The organism is Methylopila musalis, from assembly GCF_042679725.1.
Classification (GTDB): domain Bacteria; phylum Pseudomonadota; class Alphaproteobacteria; order Rhizobiales; family Methylopilaceae; genus Methylopila; species Methylopila musalis.
In genome coordinates, this window is sequence record NZ_JBHTMX010000005.1 from 25,596 (window position 1) to 47,264 (window position 21,669).

Sequence of the window (21,669 nt, forward strand, 5' to 3'; positions counted from 1 at the left end):
CCTCCCTCCCGCGGCGGCGGCTTCAGGCGGCGGGCGCGGGCGGCGCCGGCGCGCCGTTACGAAGCGGCGGCGTCGCCCGCGCCCGACGCGCCGCACGTCATGGTGGAGGCGTAGGCGTTGAGGATGGCCGGCAGCAGACCGGGAAACCGCGCCTCCACCTCCGCCCAGCGCGAATGGTTGCGCAGCTCGACGCCGTGACGCTCGCTGCGGATCAGGCCGGCCTCGCGCAACACCTTGAAATGGTTGGAGAGAGACGATTTTGGGATCACCCGGTCGCCCAGCGACGCCACGGCGGAGCAGGCCTGCACGCAGCCGGCGCGCATGATGGTCGCGAAGATCGCGGCGCGGTTCGGATCGGACAGCGCGTGGATGATCGCCTCGGGACGCACATCCTCGATCGCCGGGTGAATCAGGGGTCTCATGTTTCCATCATATAGGGGCTTGATCCGCGATCGTTAGTTCCATACTTCCGAACTATGGGATTAAAGCCGCCAGCCCGGCGGCGCCCGTTTCGGAGATGTGAGACATGGCGAAGCTGAACGGCAAGGTCGCGGTGGTGACCGGAGCGTCCAAGGGCATCGGCGCGGCGATCGCCAAGGCGCTGGCGAAAGACGGCGCGTCCGTCGTTGTCAACTATGCGTCGAGCAAGGCGGGGGCGGACGCGGTGGTGGAGGCGATCGTCGCCGCGGGCGGCGCGGCCGTCGCCGTCAAGGGCGACGTGTCCAAGGCCGCCGACGCGCGGGCGCTGATCCAGGCGGCGGTGGAGCGGTTCGGCCGGCTCGACGTGCTGGTGAACAATTCCGGCGTCTACGAGTTCGGCGCGCTCGAAGAGGTGACGGAAGAGCATTACCGGCGTCAGTTCGACGTCAACGTGCTCGGCGTTCTGCTGGCCACGCAGGCGGCCTCGCCGCATCTTGGAGAGGGCGCGAGCGTCATCAACATCTCGTCGGCCATCACGCATGTGAACACGCCGACGGCGGCCGCCTATGCCGGCACCAAGGGCGCTGTGAACGCGATCTCGGCGGTGCTCGCGAACGAACTCGCCCCGCGCCGCATCCGGGTGAACGTGGTGAGCCCGGGATATGTGGTGACGGAGGGCACGCGCACGGCGGGCATCGTCGGTTCGGAGCAGGAGGACGGATTCGTCGCGATCACGCCGCTCGGCCGCGCCGGCCAGCCCGACGACATCGCAGGCGTCGTCGCCTTCCTCGCCTCGGATGACGCCCGCTGGGTGACCGGCGAGAACATCACCGCGAGCGGCGGCATTCACTGACCGGAAGGACCCGCGCTCACGCGCCGCCCACACTGGGCGGACCGTGAACGCGGGTCCCTGTCTGGACGGCATGGGCGGATGCGCGCGAACGGATGCGAACGCTCCACGCGCGGCCGAGCCTGTCGCTGAGACAAGGGCGCACCGCCTGCTTGCGGAACGCGCGATGTGATCTTTGGGAAGAATGGTGCCCGAAACAGGGATCGAACCTGTGACCCCACCCGTGTGAAGGGTGTGCTCTCCCGCTGAGCTATTCGGGCTCCGATGCGAGGAGGGCTCATTACGACGGTTCGGCGCGGATTTCAATCGCCCGGATGCGAAAAACCGCGCATCCGGACGTCATCCACAGGGTTCAGACGAGGCCGAGCCGTGCCAGCGCCCCGTCCAGCTCGTCGAAATGGTCGATCACCACGTCGCCGCCAAGCTCGCGGGCGGGCACGGGCGTGTAGCCGAAGCTCATGACGACGCACGGGATTCCGGCGGCCTTCGCGGCCGCGACGTCGGTGGCGCTGTCGCCGATCATGGCGGCGCGGGCCGGATCGCCGCCGACCGCCCGGATCGCGCCCAGCACCGGCGCCGCGTCCGGCTTCGCCACCCCGAACGTGTCGCCGCCGACGATGGCGCCGAACCGGTCGGCCGCGCCGAGCGCCCCGAGCAGCTTGACCGCGAAGCGCTCCAGCTTGTTGGTGCAGACCGCGAGCCGCGCCCCCCTCCCCGCCAGCCGGTCCAGCGCCGCCTCCGCGCCGGGAAACAGGTGGCTGCGGTCGGCCATGTGGGCGTCGTAATGGTCGAGGAACACCCGGTAGAGCTCCAGCACCCGCGGCTCCGGCAGAGTGACGCCGGCGGCGTTCAGCCCCCGCTCCACCAGCGCCCGCGCGCCCGCCCCGAGCATCGCCCGCACCTCGGCCTCGGCGATGGGCGGCAGGTTCTCGGCCGCGAGCGCCGCGGTCAGCGCTCCCACCAGATCCGGCGCGGACTCCACGAGCGTGCCGTCGAGGTCGAACACGATGGTCGGTGCGGTCGAGGTCATGGCGGCGTCCTGAAAGCGGCGGGATCGGCTCGCCGCAGGGCTTAACGCCTCGCCCGCGCCCCCGACAAGCGCGAAGGGCCTCACAAAAGCCCGGTTCTGCTCTAGCCTTCAGGGAGATCGCGGGCCGCGCCGATTCTGCCGCCGCCCGCGCCGATTCCGTCAGCCAGAGGATGTTCGTGGCCTCCCGCATCGCCGTCGTCTCCGCCGCCGCGCTCTCGCTTGCGGCCGTCGCCACCTCCGCCTCCGCCGAGGAGACGCGGGTGCGCGCCCGCTACGATCTGACGCTCGCGGGCTTCAACATCGGCGCCGCCTCGATGCAGGCCGGCGTGGACGGCAAGGCCTATGACATGAACGTCAGCGTGCGGCTGACCGGCCTCGCCCGCTTCCTCACCGGCGGCCGTGGCGCCGCCACCTCCCGCGGCGTGCTGGAGCCGGCGCGGCCTTCGCCCAGCGCCTACGCCATCAACACCAAATCCGGCGACAAGGGCCAGATCATCCGCTTCGCCCTCGCCTCCGACGCCGTCAGCCAGTTGTCGGTGGAGCCACCCTCGAAGACCAACGGCGTCGTGCCGGTGACGGAGGCCGACAAGAAGGGCGTGGTCGATCCGGTGAGCGCGCTGATGATGCCCGCCCCCGCAGGCGCCGACCCGCTGACGCCCGCCGCCTGCGACCGGGTGCTGCCGGTGTTCGACGGCCGCCAGCGCTTCGACGTGACGCTGCGCTACGACCGCACCGAGGACGTGAAGTCGTCCAAGTCCGGCGCCGGGCAATATTCCGGCAAGGCCATCGTCTGCCGGGCGAGCTACAAGGCCATCGCCGGGCACAGGCCCGGCCGCAAACAGGTGACGTTCCTCGAAAACAACAAGGACATGGAGGTGTGGCTCGCGCCCGTGGCCGGCACGCGCGCGCTGCTGCCGTGGAAGATCGCCGTGCGCACCGAAGTGGGCCTCGCGGTGATTCAGGCCTCGTCCTTCGTGGTGGGCGCGCCGGCGGACAAGACCGCCCGCGGCTCGAACCTCTGACGCCGCCCGCAGAGGGCGTCCGAATCGCGCGCGGTCAGCGGACCGGCGCGACGGTCTCGAACGGGCGCACGCTCGTCATCAGCGCGGCGTAAGGGGCGAGCAGCGCCGCCGCGCCAATCGCCTTCACCAGAAAATCGAACGCCGCGAGGCTGACCCAGAGCGGCGTCGTCACGCCGGTTCCGGCGAAGGACACCGGCGCCGACATGGCCGCGTCGCCGGCGAAGGCCAGGGTGAAGAACAGGGCCGTGTCGACCGCCGAGCCCAGCAGGCCGGCCGCCAGCGGCGCCCGCCACCAGGCGAGACGGCGCAGGCGCGCGAACACGCTCACGTCCAGCAGTTGTCCGACGAGGAAGGCCGCGCCCGAGGCCAGCGCGATGCGCGGCGTGGCGAGCCAGATCGACAGAGCCACCGCCAGCGCGAAGCCCGCATAGACCACGCGCCGGGCGGCCACGGGGCCGAAGCGGCGGTTGGTCAGGTCGGTGACCAGAAAGGCGATCGGATAGGTGAAGGCGCCCCAGGTCAGCTTGTCCTCGAGGCCTGCGGCCCGGACCGGATGCTGGAGCAGAACGTTCGACGCCGCGACGACCAGGGTCATCGCGGCGACGGGCAGCATCAGATCGCGCGCGGCCGCCGCGGATCGCGACATGGCCGTGGCGAAGATCAGCGGTTCAGGAGGCCGCGGCCTGCTCGGCCGGCGCCTCGGAGGCCTTGGCGATCTTGCGCTTCAGCTCACGGGCGTTCTGGCTCAGCTCCAGCTCGGACGCCTTGTTGAGGAAGGCGTCCAGACCGCCGCGGTGCTCGACCGAACGCAGGGCGTGGGCGGAGACGCGCAGACGCACCGGCTTGCCCAGCGCCTCGGAGAGCAGGGAGACCTGCACGAGGTTGGGACGGAAGGTGCGCTTGGTCTTGTGGTTCGAGTGGCTGACCTTGTGACCGCTCAGAACGGCCTTGCCGGTCAGTTCGCAACGCCGCGACATGGCAGAACTCCTGGATGATGGCGTCTGGCCCGCGAACCGCCTGGCGCATCGGACCACCAAGGCCCGCGGCCACGCGAAAGCGCGCCTGAATGAGAAGGCGCCCCTATAGACCGCGGGGCGATTGGCGTCAAGAAAGCGTGGGCATCACCCCGCCGCCGCGCGCAACCGCTCCTCGATCGCGCCCGGCTCGCCCTCGAGGACGAACAGCTTGATCCGGCCAGCGGCGCCACGGGTCAGAGCGACCCTGGAGCGGGATACGCCGGCGGCCTTGGCGAGCAGCGTGCGCAGCGCGTCGTTGGCCTCGCCGTTCTGGGCCGCGGCCCGCACCCGGGCGAGCAGCACCGTCGAGCCGTCGGCGAGCGTCTCGATTCCGTCGATCGAATCGCGCCCGCCATGGGGCGTCAGCCGCACCCGCACCGAGAGCCCCGCGTCCGACGCCTGAAACGGAGACGCGGACAGGGCGTCAGAACACGTTGGGGTAGAGGTAGAGCACGATGACGCGCTCGATCAGGAAGATGATCAGCAGCAGCACCACCGGCGACAGGTCGATCCCGCCGAGATTCGGCATCACGTTGCGGATCGGCCGCAGCAGCGGCTCGGTGATGCGGTAGAGGAAGTCGGCGATCGCGGCCACCACGCCGTTGCGGGTGTTGACCACGTTGAACGCCACCAGCCACGAGAGAATCGCCGCCGCGATGAGCAGCCACGTGTAAAGCTGCAGAGCGAGCAGAACGACGTCGAGCAGCGCGCGCATGGTGGGTCTGTCCTTGGGGGCGTGGTCGGAGGCCGGCGAGGCTTCGAGATGTAGCGACCGCTCCCCGCCGGGGCAAGAGCGCGGCGCCGCGGCGCCGAAACCGCGTCGCCCCCGCTTGACAGCGTCTCCCGCCGCTCGGTAAATGGCGCGCCTTCGGGACGCGGGGCCGTAGCTCAGTTGGGAGAGCGCTGCAATCGCACTGCAGAGGTCAGGGGTTCGAATCCCCTCGGCTCCACCAAGTCTCGGGCGTAACTCATTGAAATTTTTGCATGAAGTTTTGAGGGCCAGGGTTCATCCCTAGCGCCTTCCCTAGCAGTGAGTCCGGCTTCCGGCGGACATAGGCGTACAGTGACGGTCGTCCGCGGAGGCGTAGTCTACGCCGGCCGCAAGGTGGTGTTGACGCGGCTTCGCCGCGCCAACGTCGTCGTCCGCCGCAGACTACGCCTCCGCGAACGGCTGCCAGTCGTCTATCAGGGCGTGAATGGGCGAAAAGTCCGTGTAGCGCTCATGAAGCGCGTCGGCGAGTTCGGCGTCGCCGATCGACCGGACGGCGTGGATCACGGCTTCCAGCGTCAACGGCACGAAGGCGACGTGGTCCGGTTCATCGGCGAGCGACATCCGGTAAAGTTCGATGGCGTTCCAGGCGTCCCGGTTGCCGGCCGGCGCGATGGTGGCGAACGCGCCCCGTGCGCCCTCGCCGAACTGGTCCCGGATCACGGCTGCGAGCAGATGCTCCGCCGTAAGCTGAGCCAGCGGCTCGGCGAACAGGCCGGGCGATTCCGGATCGAGATGAAGCGCGTAGGCCCGCGTCAGCTCCCGGTATCGCGGGTTGGCTCCGCGGCCCGGCTGCCTCATCGTCTCCGAGTACTTCACCTCGATCGCGGCGAAAGTCGGCTTGCCATCCGGCCCGAGGCCCGCGACGAAGAGGTCGAAGGCGGTGTAGTCGCCGAGGTAGCGGGGATCGCCTCGGCCCGGTGAGTGCTCAAGGGCGAAGTCGGTGACTTCAGCGATCAGATCGGGGAACAGCGTCGAAAACAGCCGGGTCGCATAGTCGCGATCGGCCCTCGCGCGAGCGAACAGGTTGAGGGTGAGCCCCTGGCTCGAAAGCAGGTTTTCCCAGAGCCTCCGCTCCTCGATCAGCGCGCCGATCTCGCGATAGGCGACTTCGTGGCGGGTGATCCTGGCAATGTCCGGGGCGAGAAAACCGATGCCGGTCCGCGCGATGGCCGGCGCTACGCGGCTACCAAGCTTCCGCGATTTGCGGCCCGGATGTTTGAGGCTGCCAATCGCGATGTTCCGCCGTTCTCGCCAGATGGACTGGAGCAGGCGAGCGCAGGATGAAAATCGGGTGTCCCCGCGCTCGTCGACGTCAAAGCGCTTGAGCACGTCGGCTGGCACGATCGGAAGCTGCCCCGCAGAACTCCCATAAGCATTTGATTTCGATAGCATTTCGCCATCCTTGTTAAGGCGGATGACGAGAATTCGCGTCAGTAGGCCGGCGCTTTACGGAGAGCAAAATAACTATTTTCGCTCGTCCGACCTATATAGTAGGGCTCGGCGGCTGCCGAGCGGATCAATCGCTTGGAGAGCCCTCATGCAGCGCCCGACAGAATTCGACACTTCCACGCGTTGCGCGGACAGGACGCCAGATGAAATCTGGCTCCCTTACGATCGCCTAGAAGACAGGTTGGAGAGGGATCTAATTTACGGACGGTCGCCGGAGGAATTCGAGCGCAGTCTGGGAATTCCAGCAGAATTGAACGATCTCGAATACATCCCACGGATTTGGTTGTTTGAGCTATACGACGCGCTCCGCTTCGCGAACTACTCTGGCTTCGTTTTCAACGTCGAGGTCACAATCAATTGGCAGAAGGCCGGATTGAAGCACCCGTCGCAAATCGACCGGTCTTTCCAGAAATTGACGGATCGGTATAGGAAATACGCGAGTCAGCGGAAGATCCCTATCCTCTACTATGCAGTGTTCGAGAATGGCCGATACATGGGATATCACTCGCACATGAGTTTTCACGTGCCGGACTGCCGCCATGGCGAATTTTCTAAATGGCTGGAGCAGACCTTGAAGGAAGGGTTTGATGGAATTTCACTGACCAAGTTCTACAAGCCAAAGTTTAACAGGAATAATAACGTGCTTGGCCAGTGGCTTTGGTTTCAGTATTGCATGAAGGGAGTCAACCCTAGGCTTCAAAAGGGCGAATTTCCACGAGAAGACGGAAAGAACACGGTACATGAACTTATGATGATGCGATTTGGGCCGATCCCGGCGGGCGTCGTTGAAATCGACCGAGTTCGTGTGTCGCGATCGTTGAGAGCAAAGGCGCAAAGGGCGGCCGGCTATGTGGTGCCCGAGGACGTCTGCGACGTAAGCCCATATCTCCTATGGAGCGACAGCGAGTATCGGAGAGGCATAGCAGATCGGCAATTCGAACAGCTCCGCAGGCAAAGGTATGAGGTGATCCTTTAAGGCGACCGCGCTGGACCGACTCTGATTGCCTCCGTTTTGTGAAAACGGAGGCAATCTCGCCCAAAACGGAGTTGAGGAATGGGAAATCTGTTCTAACACAGCGTGTTAGCTGGGGGAAAATTCGTTTAAGCGCGCGTTTTCCATTTTGGCTGGTCGAGTGCGAGCAAGTTCAGGAACGCTTCAAGCCCGCGCTCGTTCTCGGCGAGCGCGCTGTCCTCGCGGATAACTCTTCCTGTGGTGGGATAGAAGTTCCAAGCGCCGACTTTGAGTTGATATTGGGTGGGCCTGTGAAAGCGATGCCCCGCCGCTTTAAGCGCATTGATTGTCTCAATCATCTTTTCATGATCATTCGCCAGAGGGCGGTCATTGGGGAATCGGCTTGGTTTCATGGCGCTCGCCTATCAATTTTTGCTTGATATGTTCGGTAGGGCGCGGGCCCATTTCCCCGAATAGTGGTTTGCTGAGAGTTAGATCGTTGTTCGATTGACCGCTCTTGGTATGGTGTTTGATGACTGCTGTTTGTTGGGTGATGGATTTAGGTTAGATATAAAATATCGTTCGACACACCCGCCGCCGTACACTCTCGTCACCGTTTCACCTTCATTGCGTTTGGCGAGCCGCTCTCGGGGAGAGCGTCCAGCCATGCCAATGCAGCGCTCATGGTGATAATGGTGCGGCGACCCACCTTCCTGGCCGTCAACCGGCCGCTTTCGATTTCCTTATATGTAAGAGAACGGCCAATGCCGGCCCAGTTGCTAAACTGTTAGATCGAAAATGCGATCTTTTGATCCGTTTCCAAGTCGGCCTCCTTCAAAATTGAGGCGGGCCATATATTGGTCACTAAGCTCTGATAATATTTCGATCTACAGTGAGACATGGCTGGCTCAACCTTCGTAGGGGGAATAGGAAATTGGGAAGATGCTTGCAGATCGACTTCGGTAGGTTCGCGCCGCTGTCGGCCGTTGGATCGGTACCCTTCGTCGGTTTGTTTTGGGACGTAGAGGGCCAGCTCGTCGCCGCCGGTGTCCCGCTATCGCGGGCTGATCCGTATGGCGACTGCTTAACCTTTGAAGGCGGCCACGCGGAGTACTGGGAGGCGTGGGCGAGCGGCGGAGCAGGTTTGCTTCGCCGGTTTGCGTTGCCGCTCGCCGTCATGACGACTGAGTATGACAATCACCCTCGCGGCCGGCTCGTCTTCGATCGGCGAGCCGACGCCTTCATGATCTATGCAGATCGGAGGCTTCACGCCGCCGAGATGGTCGAGGAGATCAAACGACGCTTTGGCATCCTCGATGTCGCCTGTCGGATTCGCTCCGACCCTCATTACCGATGAACGCCCAATTCTCGACTCGTGCTGCGACCGCATCTGACGCAGGCGGCGGATACCTTGGCGCTCTGCCAAGCCGAGCTTCCTGCTCGGCGCTACGATGGCCGGAGCGAAACCGATGAGCAAATGCCGCTTCTGCGGATCGCCGAATTACGGCGCCGGCTGCCCGAACAGCCCCACCCGGCGACACGAACACAAGGACGATGAACGCCGCTGCGAGTTCTGCGGCTCCCTCAGCTATGGGGCCGGCTGCCCCAACAGCCCGAACCAACGCCATCGGCACGGGATCGGGAGCAAATGCGTGTGGTGCGGCAGTCCGTCCTTCGGCGCTGGCTGCCCCAACAGCCCGTCTCGGATGCACGAACGCTGACCTTCCGACAGAAAGTCCGCGCCGGCGATTTGGTGCGGCCGGATTTGACGTAGCTGCGTTTTATGCGTCGGCCCATGCGGGTGCGGATTCATCGCGGCGCACGGCAAATCGGCGGGACGGTCGTCGAACTGGAGCACGACGGTCGTCGCCTGCTGCTCGATTGCGGCTTGCCGCTCGACGGCGATCCGGACGACCCCGGCGTGATGCCGGCGGTCGACGGCCTCGCCGTCGCGGACGACGGGCTGCTTGGCGTCGTTCTCTCGCACGGCCATCGCGATCATTGGGGGCTTCTGCCTCGCGCTCGCGCCGCCCTGCCGATCTTCATGGGAGAAGCGACGGAGCGCATCTTCACCGCCGCCGCTCCCTTCGTCCCCGGCACGCTGACGACGAAGGCCTCGGGGCATCTCGTCGACGGGCAGCCCCTCGAAGTCGGCCCCTTCGCGGTCACGCCGCATCTCGTCTGCCATTCGGCCTTCGACGCCTATGAGCTGACGGTCGACGCGGGCGGCCGGCGGCTGTTCTACAGCGGCGACATTCGAGGGCATGGCCGCAAGGCGCAGCTTTTCGAGCGCCTGATCGCGCAGCCGCCCTCAAACGTCGATGCCATGCTGATGGAGGGTTCGAGCATCGGCCGACTCGATGCGGCGTCGCGCTTTCCTTCCGAGGGCGATATCGAAAGCCAGCTCTTCGACGCGATTGCCGCGACGGAAGGCATGGCGCTGGTCGCCGCCTCGGCTCAGAACATCGACCGCGTCGTAAGCATCTTCCGTGCGACCCGCCGCGCCGGCCGAACCCTCGTGGTCGACCTCTACGCCGCGGAAATCCTCCACGCGACGAACCGCGCCACGATCCCACAGACGTCCTGGCCGGACGTCGCCTTGTTCACGCCGCAGCATCAACGCGTGAAGATCAAGGCGGAGGGGCTGTTCCCCCTGCTCGATCGGCACAAGGCGAATCGGGCGTTCCCCGAGGCCCTCGCTGCGGAGCCGAGCCGCTTCGTCGTGCTCTTCCGCGGAACCATGCTGGCCGATCTCGTCCGCGCCGGCTGCCTGTCTGGCGCGCGGGCGATCTGGCCGCAATGGGACGGCTATCTGAAGGACGAACGCGGGGCGTCGCTACAGGCAGCGCTTGCGGCGGCGAGCGTGCCGCTCGACGTCATCCACACCTCGGGCCATGCGTCGATCTTCGATCTCCAGCGCCTCGCCGCCGCCATCCGGCCGCGCGCGCTCGTGCCGATCCACACCTTCGAGGCCGGTCGGTTCCCCTCGCTTTTCGACAACGTCGTCGTCCGGGCGGACGGCGAATGGTGGGAGGTTTGAATGAAGCAGTTTCGCCGCGGCATCCGCAACCCGGCCATGCTGGACGCGCTCGTTGAGCTTTCGGAGCGCGAAGGCTGGTGGCGCGACGTCATTCGCGATCCGAGCCTCGTGATCGGCGTCCGCGACGAGTATCTGAACGTCTATTGGCAGGGGCAGTCGCTCTTTCGCGTCGCCATGAAGGGCGGTCGCGTCACGGCGACGACGCATCCGAAATATCTGCTGAACCCGGACCTGTCCGGCCAAGTGGCCATCGACGTCGAGACGAACGCCTTCGCCGCGCCTCGCATTGATGCAATTGCGCAGGCTTACGAACCCGGCGTCACGCTCGGCCGCCTGAAACGGGCGGCGTCGCTCTATTCCGGCGAAGAGAAGCGCGGCGTGCATGACATCGCCACAGCGAACCCCAACGTTGTCGACGTCGAGATCGCCTTCTCGGGCGGCGACGTCACCGGCGGCGTCGTGCCGCGCATCGACATCGCTGCTTTCGAGTCGATCGAGGGCGGCGTGCGGCTCGTGTTCTGGGAAGCCAAGACCTTCTACAATCCCGAACTTCGGTCGTCGGGGGAGAAGAACGTCGTCCGCCAGATCGAGCTTTACCGGAGCATTCTCGACGCTTTCCGCGACGACGTCATCGAGAGTTATCGGATCATCGCCGCCAACCTCGCGGTCCTGGCGTCGGCCAGCGGCGGAGCGCGCCAGCTCGATCCGGTGGTAAGACGCGTCGCTGAAGGCGGCGAACTCGTGCTTGGCGATCCGGCCGAGCTGAACCTGATCGTCTACGGCTTCGACGCCGCGCAGCGCGATAAGGTGTGGCGGCCGTTCGAGAGCGAGCTGCGAACGAAGCTGGCTCCGGGGCGCATTGTCGCCCGGGGAGATACCAAGGGGCTCAGACTCTAGGCGGGCCAATGGCTGCGAAGACCGCGTAGGCCGATAAATTAAGCTGCGAGAGCAATGGCGCAATTGGCGTTCAACACCGCAAAACGATGCTCTGTATGGAGTTCGAAATGATACGCTTGATTGTCGGCGTCCTGATAACGCTTTCGGTGGCACCTGCCTACGCCGATACGTTCACTTACACCTGCCAAATCAAATGTAAATCACTTGTACTTGAGATGGATAATGCAAATAACTACCTAAATTGGCGGGGCAAATCGTACAAAATCGAGCGAGAGCTTAGCCCGGAAGAATGCTCTAAATTTGGATGGCGAGCTGTAAGATCAGGAGACACTATTGATTTCTGTACGTCTACGAAAGGGCATGCCGATTTTCAGGAAGGCAGCACGAATATAGAATGTACTCTCCAGCCCGCACGGCGTGGGGGTCCGCTACCGTTTCCCGATGGCCGCTATGTGACTGACCCAGATCTGTGTACGCTGACTATGGAGCAGATCTACGACAAGCTGGGTAACGACATGGAAGCTCAGATTCGGACCATTGAGGGGCCAAGCCTTGGCGGATTTGCCGAGAAAGAATGTAAAATTAGCAAATCAAAAGAGTCTAAAGGCAAGATTCATTTCGAAGGTAGCTGCGAAGCCGAAGGTGACGACGTTCCGCTAAAGGGAAGTTGGACGCGGGTCGCAATCGATGCATTCAGCATAGGCGCGAAGACTTTCGAACTTTGCAAGGCACCCACGAGGTGAGGCTTGCCAATCCTTCGCCCGATCCAGCCTACCAAACGAAATCAGAGTGTTACGGCCGCGCCGGCGAGTAGCCGATGGGGTCGCGCGCTGATGCCCACATTCCACAGCGATCCGAGTTGGGCCATAACTCCGACACGCTGTTGCGTTTGACGGCCCGTCCATCGGAATGCCAACGGCGGGTGCAGCGACGCGACGAGATTGGTGTGGTGTGATTGCTGATTGGGTGTCAGGATTGCTGCGGTCGCTTCGTTGAAGCGCTTTGGGAGGGCACGGCGACAGCGATCCGGTGATCGGTTCGATGACGAGATATCGCGCCGATGTTTCGCGTGCGTCCGCGCTGTATGGCCGGCCGGCTGCTCGCAATCCACGCCTTCCCCGCTTATGGTTCGCGCGTAGCTGGGATTGAAAGATGGCGTTCCGGACTGAACCTTTAGCTGCCGATGGGAGGTTTGCTGCGCTCTTATATGGCAGCGGCAACCGCGCAGCTCACGATCGCCCACTGCTAGAGACACCTGATTGGATTGTAGCTCCCACCCTCGGCGCGATTGTGCCCAATTGGCTGATCGTCGTTCCGCGCGAGCCAGCGCTGAACTTTCGGATCTGGCAAGGACACACCGGGATCGAGCCAACGAGCATCGCGAGATCGCTCGAATCATATCTGTCGTTGGATTCCAATAGGGTTGTCTGGTTCGAGCACGGGCCGAGTCTGACTGGAACTGAGGTCGGCTGTGGTGTCGATTATGCCCATCTGCACTTTATTATTGATCCTCCATTCTCGCTCGGCGATCTGACAAGAGCCTCTGCGACTTCGGCGTCCATAGAGTGGCGAGAGGTCGAGGCAGACAGCCCTTATGCGAGGCTTGACCCTCGGAGATCGTACCTAGTCGCTGGTGCCGGTCAGAAAGCAGCGTTCACTCAGGGAGTGGAGAGAACCGGGTCGCAGTTCCTAAGGCGCACAGTCGCAAGTCTCGTGGGTGAGCCCGGCGTGTGGAACTATCGCCTACACCCACGAGGGGAGAACGTCGCCAGGACGATAGCGACGTTCAAGGCGCTCGAAGGTGCCGGTCAGCGTGGCGGGTGAGCGAGAGCAAGATAGTTCTCTAGCACCGTGTGAACCGGCACTTGGTTCAGACGAGATGGAGGGTGCGCCTAAGAAGGCCCCTGCCGACTACACCGACGGTCGGAAGCGGTGGGATTGGCCTTCGAAGTACCCGAAGGACGCTCGGCTTCAGATAAACTGCGAAGCTTGGTTTCTCGGCATACTCCTGCTAGTCACGCTCTCACTTGCCGGTCTCTGCCTTGGAATCGAGGGAACCGAGCCGCACTCATTTAGGCTCGCTGGCGTCGAAGTGCACGTGAGCTTTCGCTTGCTGGCGATCTTCTTCACCGGATGTGTAGGAGGCACGACATTCTCAATTAAGTGGCTCATTCACTCCGTGGCAAAAGGCAAGTGGCATCTTGATCGACGTTATTGGCGGTTTCTCGTTCCTTTGATTGGAGGAGTGTATGCCTGCGTCGTCATGACTTTGTTTGGCGCTGGCCTTTTCGCTTCGCAGACCGCTGCTCAAATGGGACCGATGCCAACCACGGCCTCGCTCGCATTCCTTGTGGGCTACTTCTCAGACGGAGTGAGCGGACTTCTCTCTAACGTAGCGAATGCCGTCTTCGGCACTTTGGAGAAGAAGTGACGGCGGTCTTTTTCTCAGAAGATTCGGGACCAATAGATTGGTCCGAGGCAGAGCTTGCTAGGTCCGACTATGGCGTGAAAGGCGCTTCATGCCTCGCCCTTCCTCGTGCATGGACGCTACCGTTTGCGCTCGTTCCAACAGACGTGGTTGCAGCGACGTCGAGAGAGAAGCCCCTATCCTCGATAATCGACGCCAACGATCTCCGCCGCATTGAGGCCATGGCTGGCAGTGCGCAGGAGCTCATCGTCCGTTCCAGTGTCGTTGGCGAGAGCATCTGGGACCGAGGAACATATGAGAGCGTTCGGATCGCGGTTGGCTCTCCCGAGTTTGCTCAAGATCTCGATAAAGCTGTAGATCGGGTGACTGCTTCTGCGCTCGGAAAGCCCACTGGCTTAATGATCCAACGCTTTATCAAGTCGGCCTCCCAGGGTGAGTTTGGCAATCTGCAACGGATCTCGAAGACGCGAGACCAATGGGAGATCAGTTCCACTGACCGTTCGGGATTTATGACCCACTCGCGCCTAAACAGTCAGCGAGACCCGGCCGCATCGCCCAACTCGCCGATAGCCGCAAGATCCGGTGTCTCAAGAGAGAGACTGTTCGGGTCGATTGCAGCTTGGCTTAACAATGAGCTTCTCCGTGGCAAATCACGACGGCTGAATTGCGAGTGGATTACAGACAATCGACACTTTTATCTCGTCCAAATCGACGAGGAAGACGACGACCGTTGGGGGATAAATCCCTTCCAACTTAGAGTTCCCTACTGCCCGCGTCCAAGTGAAGCCAACGGTCAATATCTTAAGATAGCGGACAGCGCCGCCATCATTGGATGGGACAAGCTGATAGTTCTAAATGAATTATGGGAAGAGAACTCACCACACAAGCCCATATTATTTTACTTTCGCGTAAGCGACACACCTCAAGCCAGCGACGCCGAAGGCGTAAAGCGTCTGACATCTGATTTTAGAGAACTTGTCGGGACATCTGGAATAGTCGTTCGGACCAGCGTGGGTGCTGGTAAAGACAAGCTTCCAAATCTACCTCGCACAGAATGCCTGACGCCGGAACAAGCCGCGATCTGGTGCATCGACACCGCGGGCACATTGGCCGCAGATCACGACATCGGCGAACTGGCTTTTATTGCACATCGCTTCGTCGCGTCGCGTGCAAGTGCCTGGGCAAAAGCCGATCCAACGAACCCCGTACTCGAAATCCATTCGCTTTGGGGATTACCCGATGCCCTTCAATATTGCCCATACGATATCTGGGAAATTCACGCGCCCACATTAGTTGTCACAGATTATACTGAATATAAATCGGACATACTTATTTCAAGAGAAGATGGCGGATGGGAGCACCGGCGCGTCAAAAACGAATTGGCACGAAATAATAGCATAAACTCAACAGAGGCTCGCGATATTGCGGCTCGTTCGCTTGCAATTGCTAATCGGCTTGGTCGAGCATGCCATATTATGTGGTTTGTAGGATGCACCGACCAGGACGACGTCGCGTTCAACATGCCGTGGTATTGGACCGAAGCACACGATGCCGAACGCAACATCGATCGGTCATCTTATAACAAGATCAGGGTCTCGGATGCTGAAAGCCTCAAACGTTTCGTGGAATGGGAGGGCTCTCGCAACAGGCAAGCGCTAGAGCTTAAACCAACAAATCTCGATTTGATGCGAGATATTGGATTCATTAATACCGTCGGATCTGCAGCAAAGGCTGCTGATGTTCCCGTCATATTGGCAGGATCAACGCTTGCTCACGCTTACTACCAACTGAGAAAGATTGGATGTGCCGTTGTAACGCCCACCGAGAAGGAGCGATCCCGCATCCGAAGAACTGCAAACTTAGGAAAACTTGTACGAGACAAAATACCCGCCAAGATCGCGGAGAGGCGCGAGTTTGAGGTTACGAAGCAGGTTCCAATTGGACTTTTAAAGGGCTTCTTAGTCAGCAAGCTGCTTGAAGAGGCCCTTGAGGTTCGCAGCGCTGCCGGTAGCGCACAGAAGCGCGAGGAACTTGCGGATGTCTATGAGGTTTTTCGGGCCATGGCGAAGTCCGAAGGCTTCACAGTCGCCGAGATCGAGACCGCCGCTGAAAGCAAGCGCGAGAAGGCCGGCGGCTTCGAGCAGGGACTTGTTCTCCTGCAGACCGGCATTGCGGGATCAGACCGAAGTGCCGCCACCGACCTAGACCCGGCAATAGGTCAAGTGTTGGCAAACCAAGTAGCTGACGACACTGTGGAGTTGCCGTTCTCGTTCTTCGGATTCATGGAGTTTGATCAGCCCCGGTCTATTCTTTTCGAACCTCTTGGCGTTCGGTTGGACGTATCGCTCCGACCGGACCGCATCGAAATACGGATCGTTCGCGCCTCCGAGCAACTTGGCCTCGCGCTTGATGAGCCAATCTCAACAGATCCGCCCGATTGATGTCGAAAGATCCGATCGCGCCATAATCTTTTATACCCTCATCTCTGCTTGGCGCGCTCTTCTTTGAAAGTCGGATTTAGGCCAAACCCTAATGACCGGTTTTGGCGCGCCTCAGCCCTTCTCCGGTAGCCTTGTGCGAATATGAAACTGGGGTGCCTCGTGCCGATAATCGCGCAAATAGCGCTTCAATTGCAGAACGCCGCCAGCGCTGAATGCGACGGTCAGGCTGCCGTCCGTGTTCGCCTCCGTGGTTTGTCCTGGATGAAATGAATGCCTTTGCGCTTCGATCGCCGAAGCCCTTGGAAAGACGATTTCGATGTCGTGGGGAGCTTCTTGGAAAACCGCGAAAGAGCGCTCCGCATAGGCTCTTATGTCAAAAAATTTGGGACGGTCGCCGGCGTCATGTGTCGTTCTGGCCGATACAAGACGGTCCAATCTCAGAAGATGAGGGTGCTTATTGTTCGAGAACGCCGCCACGAGATAATGACGCGAGCCGAATATCAGTCCGAGAGGGGTCAATCGATAACATCTGGCGTCATTCTCGCCGACGCGCCGGTACTCGATCTGCACAGCTCGCGATTTCAGCAGCGCTTCGCGAAGAACTTGTAGAACGGCCGGCTCGCAGGCGATCTTTGGCCCGGGGGTGTGCGCCCAGACCTCCGTGTTGAGATGCGCTTCGATATCCGGCGCGAGGCGGCGGCGATCCGGAGCCCGCAACGCGGCGGCGATCTTGGCGGCGAGGCTTTCGAGCAGCTCGGCGCGAGCGGGGTCGCGGGCTCGGGTCGCGCGGGCGAGATTGATCAGTTCGGCCATTTCGGCCGCGGTCGGCGCAGTGGCGAAACGGCCGAGGCCACCGGCGGCGATGCGGAAACGGATGCGGCGGCCGTCTTCGATTCGATCCAGTGGCCCGAACGTGGCTTCGACGGCGTCCCGCATGCGCTCGGCCGTACGGCGCGAGACGGCGAAGCGCGCGCTTATGTCGTCGATCGTCAGGCCTTCGGAGTCGCTTGCCAGTTCGCGGGCGAGAGAGAGCGTGGCGCTGACCTTCTCAAGCCGCATGAACCGCCAATGCTCCATTAAGTTGCGTTATTTCAGAAAAACAATCATTCAGCGTGGCTGGAGGCAACCCCGTTGCCGAAGCCGACGTTATCCCAAATCTCGATTATCTGAAAAGCCGATTACTCGCGTGTCCGCACTCGTTCGGCGGACACCCCTTTGTCACGCGATCTCCGCTCGCCCCGCTATGCCCGCCTACGCGAAGTCCTCGTCGAAGCGCGGAAAGAGGCTGGTCTTACGCAGGCCGCCGTCGCCGAGCGGCTCGGGCGGCCGCAATCCTATGTGGCCGACATCGAGCGGAACGAGCGGCGAATCGACGTCATCGAGTATTTGGCGCTTGCCGAGACGATCGGCTTCGATCCGTTCGACGGCCTTCGTGAGGTCGTAGCCGTCAAGGCATCCTGACGAAGGGTTCTATGCGCGCGTCTCCGCCGGTTTGAACTGCACGACGTTCGCCGCTTTCGACTCGATGTAGCGCGCCCAATCGTCCATCAGCTTACGGCGCTTTTCGATCGCATCCCGTCGACGGTAGGCTTGTTCGACTGCGTTCCCGATCGCATGGGCCAAGGCCGCTTCGGCGATCTCTCGCGGATATTTCGTGCAGTCGCCGCACCAGTCGCGGAATGAAGATCGGAAGCCGTGCGGCACGAAGCCGGCCTCGTCCATGCGCTTGATGAGCTGGGCGAAGGCCACGTTCGAAGGCGCTCCCTTCTGGCGTCTGTCGGATGAGTTTCACCTCTTGAAGGATTGCGAGGGCGCGCTTCGGCAGCGGCACGCTGTGTTGTTTTCCCCGCTTCATGCGGGCTGCCGGAACGGTCCAGAGGCGATTGTCGATGTCGATCTCGCTCCACGTCGCTCCGAACACTTCGTTCGCTCGTGCGGCAGTGAGGATCAGAAACTCGAGCGCCAGGGCCGTCGTCGCCTTTCGTTCGCGAAGGCGTCCGACGAAGGCTGGCACATCCGTGTAGGGTAGGGCCGGCTGGTGGCCGTATTGGAGCTTCTGTCGAGCGGGCAAGAGTTCCTTGAGGTTGCCCTTCCAGGTCGCCGGGTTCTCGCCGGTCCGCAGCCCCTTCGCGCGGGCGGAGTCGAAGATGCGTTCAAGCCGTCCCCGGAGGCGCGACGCTGTCTCCTGTTTCGTCGCCCATAGCGGTTGTAGGATGCGGAGAACGTCGTCGGATGTGATCTCGTCGACCTTCTTGTTTCGGATAGAGGCGCAATAGGCGGGGCCGAGCGTCTGCCGCCATTGGTAAATGTGCTTCTCGTTTCGGAACTCGCTTTCGATGTTCGTGACGAACTGGTCGGCGAAGTCACCGAACTTCGGCACGGCTGGGCGCTGGTCCGCGTCGCGCGCCGCAATCGGATCGTGGCCTTGGGCGAGCTGCTCGCGCATGCGCTGGGCGACGTCTCGGGCCGCCGCGAGCGACAGGCTTTGGGCCGAGCCGAGTCCCGCTTCTCGTTGCCGGCGATCGAGCCGGTACATGAAGACCCAGCTCTTCGCGCCGGTGGGCGACACGGACAGATAGAGATTGCCGCCGTCCGCATAGCGGCCCGGCTCGGTCGCGGTCTTCACGAAGCGGGCCGACAGCCGGTTGAGCGTCTTCGCCATGTTCGAGCCGGCCTTCCCTAGCAGCTTCCCTAGCGGCGGGAGCGGATTGTACGAAACGTCGGCGGACGCCGAAATACGACCGCAGAGAGAACGCGTTGCGATCGTTAGGCTTTCCGAGACGTCCGAAGATGGGGGCGGACGTCGGAGAACGGAAGGTCGACGGACCTCGGCTCCACCAGCCTCTCGATGAAGCGCTGATCCATTTAGGATCGCTGCATTTTCCGACACTCAGATAGCGCTGTTGGTCTCGTTCTTGGCGCAAACGGGTCTGACCGACGTGCCTGCGCGCGCGGCCTCCTGAAGCTCGGCGACCGCTGTTGTTTCCGTCGCCGGGCGCCTTTCCCCCTGCGTTTCATCATCGGCCGGGCCCACGTCATAAAGGCGTTCGGCGTCGCCACGCTCGCGGAAGCGAAGAAGCTCCGGGCGATCGAAGAGGCGCGAACCAACACCCTGTTTGACGCCGCCGAGAACGACCTGGCCGCCACTGGCGCAGGCACGACCGCCCCGGCCTGTGAGCATGGACCTGATCACCAAGTATGTGCGGGAAGCGGCGGTCGGGAGGCTCGACAAACAGGACGCCCGCACCCTCATGCATGAGCCTCCCTCCCCGACGCCAGAACAGCTCGCTCATAGCGCCATCCATCGCCGGCAAGCTCAATGCCGAACAAGATCAGCCAGATGCGTAAGCGATTTGCAGATGGCCCCCAAAGGTCAGGTCCGATGAGCGTTGTTCAGCGCGCAAGGCCATGCCGCGCCGGCCTTACGGACCGGGCCGCGCCCGGACGCCGTCCAGCGCCACATGGATGCAGTAGCGGATGTGGTCGGCGCGTTGGCGGCGGTCGGGCCACGCCTCCCGGCTTCCGGGATGGAACACCGACGAGCTCATGACGAGGTCCATGAGCACGCGCGCGAGCCGTTCGGGCTCCGGCGCGATAATGCGGTTCTTGCGCGCCTGATCGGCCAGCCAGTCCGCCAGACGTTTGCGGGACGGCTCCAGCCCTTTCGCCATGATCGTGGCGTGGACCTGCGGAAAGCGCTCGCGGTCGAGGGTCGCCGCGCGCAGGAAGGCGTGGCGCCGCTCGTCGTCCTCCTCGCCGATGTCGACGTGGAAGATGTAGACCAGCGCCTCATCGAGCGGCATGTCGTCGTCGGGGGGGATGCGCAGCATCTCCCCGCTGTGATCGGCGACGACGGCCGCGAACAGCGCGTCGATGCTGTCAAACGCCTCGTAGAGCGAGCGTTTCGAGACCTTCGCCCGCGCGGCGACGGCGTTGGTGGACAGCGCGGCGTAGCCCCCCTCCATGAACAGATCCCGGGCCGCGGCGATCAGCGACGCGCGGCGCGCCGTCTCGCTCACGCGCGGACGGCCGGGCGGCCGTTTGGCGCAGGCCGGCGGGGGCGGAGCGGATTGACAGGGGGCGGCCATCAAATATATCGGTACCACATTGTTTCGGTACAGAAGTGTTTTATACATGTCGTATCTGGCTCGCCCACGTCAACCCTTGGCCGCATCCGCACGGGGCGCGGCCCATGCGGCGGCGCTGGCGCTGGGCCTGCTGACCGCGGCCTGCGATCAGGGCGCGCAGGTCGGCGGCCAGGCTCCGAGCGTGGAGCGGGCGAAGGTCGGCGTGGTGACGCTCGACGCCCGCTCCGTGGCCATCACGGCGGAGCTTCCGGGTCGGGTCAGCGCCTCGCTGGTCTCGGAGGTGAGGCCGCAGGTGGGCGGCATCATCCGGGAGCGCATCTTCAAGGAAGGCAGCGAGGTCAAGGCGGGCGACCCGCTCTACCAGATCGATCCGGCGAGCTATCAGGCGGCCTATGACAGCGCCCTCGCCGCCGAGCAGAAGGCGGACGCCGCCGTTCCGAGCGCGCAGGCCAAGGTCGAGCGCTATCAGGGCCTCGCCCGCTCCAACGCCGTCTCGAAGCAGGACCTCGACGACGCCGTCGCCACCCTCGCCCAGGCCAGAGCCGACGTCGCCGCCGCCAAGGCCGACGTCGCGACCGCGAAGATCAACCTCGACCACACCACGATCCGCGCGCCCATCACGGGCCGCGCGGACGCGTCCTCGCTCACGCCCGGCGCGCTCGTCACCGCGAGCCAGGACACGGCGCTGACGACCATCCGCACGCTCGATCCGGTGAACGTCGACGTCATCCAGTCGAGCACCAATCTGCTGCGCTTCCGGGAGGCGATCCGCTCGGGCCGGCTGAAGTCCGACGGCCCAGACGTGAACGTGAAGCTGATTCTCGAGAACGGCTCGACCTACGGCCACACCGGCAAGCTCCAGTTCGCGGAGGCGAACGTCGACCTGACCACGGGCACCTTCACCGTGCGGGCCGCCTTCCCCAACCCGGACCGGCTGCTGGTGCCGGGCATGTACGCGCGCGCGATCATCGAGGAGGGCGTCGCCGCCGACAGCATCCTCGTCACCCAGCAGGCGGTGGGCCGCAACACCAAGGGCGAGGCGACCGCCAAGGTCGTCACGCCCGACGGCAAGGTCGAGGAGCGCGTGCTCGCGATCGACCGCAGCGTCGGCAATCAGTGGCTGGTGACCGACGGGCTCAAGGCCGGCGACAGGGTGATCGTGGAGGGCGGGCAGAACGTCCGCGCGGGTCAGGAGGTGACGGCGGACCCGGTCACGGTCGACGACGCCACCGGCGACGTCCGCGACGCCGCGCTGAAGGGCTGA

The 21,669-nt window shown here is 63.2% G+C and carries 23 protein-coding genes and 2 tRNA genes; 12 read left to right on the forward strand and 13 right to left on the reverse strand.

From position 1 onward, the window contains the following. Nucleotides 1–56: 56 nt before the first annotated feature. Entirely contained in the window at nucleotides 57–422 is a 366-nt protein-coding gene (locus ACFQ4O_RS01825) for an ArsR/SmtB family transcription factor (RefSeq protein WP_378773924.1), read from the reverse strand. A 104-nt stretch (nucleotides 423–526) separates the two neighbouring features. On the opposite strand from ACFQ4O_RS01825, the gene ACFQ4O_RS01830 reads away from it, so the two are divergent. Beyond that, on the forward strand, nucleotides 527–1,273 hold the full coding sequence (locus tag ACFQ4O_RS01830; protein WP_378773925.1) for a glucose 1-dehydrogenase: 747 nt from the start codon (nucleotides 527–529) through the stop codon (nucleotides 1,271–1,273). Between the two features lie 182 nt (nucleotides 1,274–1,455). On the opposite strand, the gene ACFQ4O_RS01835 is transcribed toward ACFQ4O_RS01830, so the two are convergent. Continuing rightward, nucleotides 1,456–1,530: transfer RNA gene (locus ACFQ4O_RS01835), tRNA-Val, on the reverse strand. Between the two features lie 92 nt (nucleotides 1,531–1,622). Then, on the reverse strand, nucleotides 1,623–2,300 hold the full coding sequence (gene gph / locus ACFQ4O_RS01840) for a phosphoglycolate phosphatase (protein ID WP_378773927.1): 678 nt from the start codon (nucleotides 2,298–2,300) through the stop codon (nucleotides 1,623–1,625). Nucleotides 2,301–2,476: 176 nt separating this feature from the next. Here gph and ACFQ4O_RS01845 point away from each other — a divergent pair, with 176 nt between their 5' ends. Next, a complete protein-coding gene (locus ACFQ4O_RS01845; protein ID WP_378773928.1) occupies nucleotides 2,477–3,322 on the forward strand; it encodes a DUF3108 domain-containing protein in 846 nt (281 codons plus the stop codon). Between the two features lie 34 nt (nucleotides 3,323–3,356). Here the strand turns inward: ACFQ4O_RS01845 and ACFQ4O_RS01850 are convergent, their stop codons facing one another. The 4 genes from ACFQ4O_RS01850 to ACFQ4O_RS01865 all read right to left on the reverse strand — a co-directional run bounded on the left by ACFQ4O_RS01850 (nucleotide 3,357) and on the right by ACFQ4O_RS01865 (nucleotide 5,053). Continuing rightward, nucleotides 3,357–3,935 (reverse strand): queuosine precursor transporter, encoded by a 579-nt coding sequence (locus tag ACFQ4O_RS01850; protein ID WP_378773930.1) that lies wholly within the window; start codon nucleotides 3,933–3,935, stop codon nucleotides 3,357–3,359. Between the two features lie 55 nt (nucleotides 3,936–3,990). Next, entirely contained in the window at nucleotides 3,991–4,299 is a 309-nt protein-coding gene (rpmB, locus tag ACFQ4O_RS01855) for a 50S ribosomal protein L28 (protein ID WP_378773931.1), read from the reverse strand. A 144-nt stretch (nucleotides 4,300–4,443) separates the two neighbouring features. Further along, nucleotides 4,444–4,716 carry a DUF167 family protein gene (locus tag ACFQ4O_RS01860; RefSeq protein ID WP_378773932.1) on the reverse strand — a complete coding sequence of 91 codons (273 nt, stop codon included), beginning with the start codon at nucleotides 4,714–4,716 and terminating at the stop codon, nucleotides 4,444–4,446. Between the two features lie 46 nt (nucleotides 4,717–4,762). Next, complete coding sequence (locus ACFQ4O_RS01865; protein WP_378773933.1) at nucleotides 4,763–5,053, reverse strand: YggT family protein; 291 nt, start codon at nucleotides 5,051–5,053, stop codon at nucleotides 4,763–4,765. A 162-nt stretch (nucleotides 5,054–5,215) separates the two neighbouring features. Here ACFQ4O_RS01865 and ACFQ4O_RS01870 point away from each other — a divergent pair. After that, a tRNA-Ala gene (locus ACFQ4O_RS01870) sits at nucleotides 5,216–5,291 on the forward strand. Nucleotides 5,292–5,491: 200 nt separating this feature from the next. On the opposite strand, the gene ACFQ4O_RS01875 is transcribed toward ACFQ4O_RS01870, so the two are convergent. Beyond that, a complete protein-coding gene (locus ACFQ4O_RS01875) occupies nucleotides 5,492–6,451 on the reverse strand; it encodes a PGN_0703 family putative restriction endonuclease (protein WP_378773934.1) in 960 nt (319 codons plus the stop codon). A 196-nt stretch (nucleotides 6,452–6,647) separates the two neighbouring features. Between ACFQ4O_RS01875 and ACFQ4O_RS01880 the strand changes: the two genes are divergently transcribed. After that, nucleotides 6,648–7,535, forward strand: a complete 888-nt coding sequence (locus tag ACFQ4O_RS01880; protein ID WP_378773935.1) for a hypothetical protein — start codon at nucleotides 6,648–6,650, stop codon at nucleotides 7,533–7,535. A gap of 125 nt (nucleotides 7,536–7,660) precedes the next feature. On the opposite strand, the gene ACFQ4O_RS01885 is transcribed toward ACFQ4O_RS01880, so the two are convergent. Further along, the gene (locus ACFQ4O_RS01885) at nucleotides 7,661–7,870 is read right to left on the reverse strand and encodes a hypothetical protein (RefSeq protein WP_378773936.1); all 210 of its coding nucleotides are present in this window, start codon (nucleotides 7,868–7,870) and stop codon (nucleotides 7,661–7,663) included. A gap of 587 nt (nucleotides 7,871–8,457) precedes the next feature. On the opposite strand from ACFQ4O_RS01885, the gene ACFQ4O_RS01890 reads away from it, so the two are divergent. The 6 genes from ACFQ4O_RS01890 (at nucleotide 8,458) to ACFQ4O_RS01915 (ending at nucleotide 16,317) form a co-directional block, all read left to right on the forward strand. Further along, nucleotides 8,458–8,868, forward strand: a complete 411-nt coding sequence (locus ACFQ4O_RS01890) for a hypothetical protein (protein WP_378773937.1) — start codon at nucleotides 8,458–8,460, stop codon at nucleotides 8,866–8,868. 438 nt (nucleotides 8,869–9,306) lie between these two features. Further along, the gene (locus tag ACFQ4O_RS01895; RefSeq protein ID WP_378773938.1) at nucleotides 9,307–10,551 is read left to right on the forward strand and encodes an MBL fold metallo-hydrolase; all 1,245 of its coding nucleotides are present in this window, start codon (nucleotides 9,307–9,309) and stop codon (nucleotides 10,549–10,551) included. Then, nucleotides 10,552–11,448, forward strand: coding sequence for a hypothetical protein (locus ACFQ4O_RS01900; protein WP_378773939.1), 897 nt, complete (start codon nucleotides 10,552–10,554; stop codon nucleotides 11,446–11,448). Between the two features lie 95 nt (nucleotides 11,449–11,543). Beyond that, a complete protein-coding gene (locus tag ACFQ4O_RS01905; protein WP_378773940.1) occupies nucleotides 11,544–12,191 on the forward strand; it encodes a hypothetical protein in 648 nt (215 codons plus the stop codon). A gap of 1,367 nt (nucleotides 12,192–13,558) precedes the next feature. Then, nucleotides 13,559–13,879 (forward strand): hypothetical protein, encoded by a 321-nt coding sequence (locus tag ACFQ4O_RS01910; protein WP_378773941.1) that lies wholly within the window; start codon nucleotides 13,559–13,561, stop codon nucleotides 13,877–13,879. Then, on the forward strand, nucleotides 13,876–16,317 hold the full coding sequence (locus ACFQ4O_RS01915) for a nucleoside triphosphate pyrophosphohydrolase (protein WP_378773942.1): 2,442 nt from the start codon (nucleotides 13,876–13,878) through the stop codon (nucleotides 16,315–16,317). The genes ACFQ4O_RS01910 and ACFQ4O_RS01915 overlap by 4 nt, the downstream gene beginning before the upstream one ends. Before the next feature lie 111 nt (nucleotides 16,318–16,428). On the opposite strand, the gene ACFQ4O_RS01920 is transcribed toward ACFQ4O_RS01915, so the two are convergent. Then, nucleotides 16,429–17,376: a helix-turn-helix transcriptional regulator gene (locus tag ACFQ4O_RS01920; protein ID WP_378773943.1), complete on the reverse strand. Its 948-nt coding sequence runs from the start codon at nucleotides 17,374–17,376 to the stop codon at nucleotides 16,429–16,431. Between the two features lie 156 nt (nucleotides 17,377–17,532). Here ACFQ4O_RS01920 and ACFQ4O_RS01925 point away from each other — a divergent pair, with 156 nt between their 5' ends. Beyond that, complete coding sequence (locus tag ACFQ4O_RS01925) at nucleotides 17,533–17,778, forward strand: helix-turn-helix domain-containing protein (protein ID WP_378773944.1); 246 nt, start codon at nucleotides 17,533–17,535, stop codon at nucleotides 17,776–17,778. A gap of 91 nt (nucleotides 17,779–17,869) precedes the next feature. Here the strand turns inward: ACFQ4O_RS01925 and ACFQ4O_RS01930 are convergent, their stop codons facing one another. From ACFQ4O_RS01930 to ACFQ4O_RS01940, 3 genes are all read right to left on the reverse strand, one after another. After that, nucleotides 17,870–18,979 carry a tyrosine-type recombinase/integrase gene (locus ACFQ4O_RS01930; RefSeq protein ID WP_378773945.1) on the reverse strand — a complete coding sequence of 370 codons (1,110 nt, stop codon included), beginning with the start codon at nucleotides 18,977–18,979 and terminating at the stop codon, nucleotides 17,870–17,872. 228 nt (nucleotides 18,980–19,207) lie between these two features. Further along, nucleotides 19,208–19,498 (reverse strand): hypothetical protein, encoded by a 291-nt coding sequence (locus ACFQ4O_RS01935; RefSeq protein WP_378773946.1) that lies wholly within the window; start codon nucleotides 19,496–19,498, stop codon nucleotides 19,208–19,210. A 241-nt stretch (nucleotides 19,499–19,739) separates the two neighbouring features. Continuing rightward, nucleotides 19,740–20,336, reverse strand: a complete 597-nt coding sequence (locus tag ACFQ4O_RS01940; RefSeq protein ID WP_378773947.1) for a TetR/AcrR family transcriptional regulator — start codon at nucleotides 20,334–20,336, stop codon at nucleotides 19,740–19,742. Nucleotides 20,337–20,451: 115 nt separating this feature from the next. Here ACFQ4O_RS01940 and ACFQ4O_RS01945 point away from each other — a divergent pair, with 115 nt between their 5' ends. Next, complete coding sequence (locus ACFQ4O_RS01945) at nucleotides 20,452–21,669, forward strand: efflux RND transporter periplasmic adaptor subunit (protein ID WP_378773948.1); 1,218 nt, start codon at nucleotides 20,452–20,454, stop codon at nucleotides 21,667–21,669.

Coding starts and splice junctions, on each gene's coding strand:
- ACFQ4O_RS01825 (WP_378773924.1), bottom strand. CDS start 422: ATGAGACCCCTGATTCACCCGGCGATCGAGGATGTGCGTCCCGAGGCG.
- ACFQ4O_RS01830 (WP_378773925.1), top strand. CDS start 527: ATGGCGAAGCTGAACGGCAAGGTCGCGGTGGTGACCGGAGCGTCCAAG.
- gph (WP_378773927.1), bottom strand. CDS start 2,300: ATGACCTCGACCGCACCGACCATCGTGTTCGACCTCGACGGCACGCTC.
- ACFQ4O_RS01850 (WP_378773930.1), bottom strand. CDS start 3,935: ATGCTGCCCGTCGCCGCGATGACCCTGGTCGTCGCGGCGTCGAACGTT.
- rpmB (WP_378773931.1), bottom strand. CDS start 4,299: ATGTCGCGGCGTTGCGAACTGACCGGCAAGGCCGTTCTGAGCGGTCAC.
- ACFQ4O_RS01865 (WP_378773933.1), bottom strand. CDS start 5,053: ATGCGCGCGCTGCTCGACGTCGTTCTGCTCGCTCTGCAGCTTTACACG.
- ACFQ4O_RS01880 (WP_378773935.1), top strand. CDS start 6,648: ATGCAGCGCCCGACAGAATTCGACACTTCCACGCGTTGCGCGGACAGG.
- ACFQ4O_RS01885 (WP_378773936.1), bottom strand. CDS start 7,870: ATGATTGAGACAATCAATGCGCTTAAAGCGGCGGGGCATCGCTTTCAC.
- ACFQ4O_RS01895 (WP_378773938.1), top strand. CDS start 9,307: ATGCGGGTGCGGATTCATCGCGGCGCACGGCAAATCGGCGGGACGGTC.
- ACFQ4O_RS01900 (WP_378773939.1), top strand. CDS start 10,552: ATGAAGCAGTTTCGCCGCGGCATCCGCAACCCGGCCATGCTGGACGCG.
- ACFQ4O_RS01905 (WP_378773940.1), top strand. CDS start 11,544: ATGGAGTTCGAAATGATACGCTTGATTGTCGGCGTCCTGATAACGCTT.
- ACFQ4O_RS01920 (WP_378773943.1), bottom strand. CDS start 17,376: ATGCGGCTTGAGAAGGTCAGCGCCACGCTCTCTCTCGCCCGCGAACTG.
- ACFQ4O_RS01930 (WP_378773945.1), bottom strand. CDS start 18,979: ATGGCGAAGACGCTCAACCGGCTGTCGGCCCGCTTCGTGAAGACCGCG.
- ACFQ4O_RS01935 (WP_378773946.1), bottom strand. CDS start 19,498: ATGCTCACAGGCCGGGGCGGTCGTGCCTGCGCCAGTGGCGGCCAGGTC.
- ACFQ4O_RS01945 (WP_378773948.1), top strand. CDS start 20,452: ATGTCGTATCTGGCTCGCCCACGTCAACCCTTGGCCGCATCCGCACGG.